Origin of the sequence: Sphaerisporangium sp. NPDC088356 (assembly GCF_040685555.1) — a bacterium.
Lineage (GTDB): Bacteria > Actinomycetota > Actinomycetes > Streptosporangiales > Streptosporangiaceae > Sphaerisporangium.
Genome location: NZ_JBFBIK010000276.1, coordinates 1 through 1,497 on the forward strand (window position 1 = coordinate 1; position 1,497 = coordinate 1,497).

A 1,497-nucleotide genomic window follows, 5' to 3' on the forward strand; every position below is an offset into this window, starting at 1 on the left:
GGTGCTGCTGCGCAGCTAACCAGCACGAAGATCACGATCTACGGCTGGAGTACTAGCGGGTCCGGCCGGGGGCTCGAGCCTCCAGGGGAAGGCGAGGCGCCCCGGCCGGACATCTGGTGACCGGCCCGGTGGGCGAGAGAAACCCGGGCCGGTCGGCGGGGATCGCCCGCCAGCTCGTGAGCCGTGGCATCGAGATCGTCACCGGGCACGCCCGAGCAGGATCCGCTCCCACAACATCTCGGCGTCCGGGTACCTCATGCGCTCGGTGTCGCTGGACGTCACCCGGTCGCTGGCGGGGGCAGCTCGGGCCTGGCGCCTTATCCATGCGCGACCCCCGCCGGTCACCAGGTAATAGACCTTCAGGCGGCACTCGCACGTCCAGCGCAACACCCGAGTGCGCTCCTCGCCATGCCACGCGGGAAACCAGGTGACCCGGTCGACCCCGCTCGCTCCTGACCAACGGGGGATGTGCACCCCGTGGTCCGCGTTGCCCTGGAAGGCGCTCAGGAACGTATCCAAGGGCTCCATCATGGCGCGCCGGTCGTGTACCCCACCCGGTGCGCGATGTCGTCCTGCACTCCGAGTTCCATCACCAGCGCCACGACGTCGCCGCGGGCGATGCTGGGGACCAGCCCTGCGCAGCGCTGGGACGGGGTCAGGGGGACGTGCCGGATCGCCCACCACCCCATCGAGCTGCCGTCCGCGCGCACGGGCCTGGCGATACGCCATGCGGGGTAGTCCTGGTTGAGCACGGCAAGCTGCCGCTCGACGTCGACCGGGCTGTTCACGACACGGCCGCCAGCGCGACACGGCCGCCAGCGCGACGCGGCTCTCCTGCTCGGCAGTCGCCCGATACAGCTCGAACTCCTCATCGGCATCGACCGTGCGCCACGCGCCGGCCTTATCCTCGGCGTCGGTGTACGGGCGATCCCTGGTGGCCCACAGGCGGCCTTTGTCGCTGCGGAAGATGTGCCACCCGCGCGGGGGCGTGTCGGGTGTGGTCTTAGGGTGTGGCATGGGTCGGACCTCCGCGTCCGATCAAGGGCCCGTCGATGCGAACGCAACGCCTCGGCGGGTCCGTTCTGTGACGTCATCGCAACGCCACGTGATCCATGCCAGGACCGTAATCCTCCTGTCGCTGAGCAGGGGGCACAGTCTGTGCTCCCTGCTCAGACCAGTACCCCCACCTTGTTCGCCAGCTCGCGGGCGCGTGGCTGCAAAGCCACGGGACCGGTCTCGGAGAGCTCAATTGCCATGCGCCGGGCGTAACCGTTGTAGCGGATCGTCCCTGGGGCGGTGCCGTAAGCACGCTCCAAGGTCTCAAGGACGGCGGCGTGGTCACGCTGCAGGAAGTGCGCTCGCGCTACCTCGATGAGATGGCGCCCCCGTCGCGGCCGCGAGGGGATCGGCGCGGGCGCATTCTGATTCAGCTACCGGCGACGGTCGACGTGGCGGTGGCGACCTTCGTGGCCACCCCACCGACCGAGGTGACGGTCT

The 1,497-nt window shown here is 69.6% G+C and carries 2 protein-coding genes; both read right to left on the reverse strand.

Annotation, left to right across the window (positions count from 1 at the left end; genetic code table 11):
* Window positions 1-198: 198 nt before the first annotated feature.
* Window positions 199-519, reverse strand: a complete 321-nt coding sequence (locus AB0O34_RS36855) for a hypothetical protein (RefSeq protein ID WP_363923647.1) — start codon at window positions 517-519, stop codon at window positions 199-201.
* Window positions 520-527: 8 nt separating this feature from the next.
* Window positions 528-788, reverse strand: a complete 261-nt coding sequence (locus AB0O34_RS36860; protein WP_363923649.1) for a hypothetical protein — start codon at window positions 786-788, stop codon at window positions 528-530.
* Between the last annotated feature and the right edge of the window lie 709 nt (window positions 789-1,497).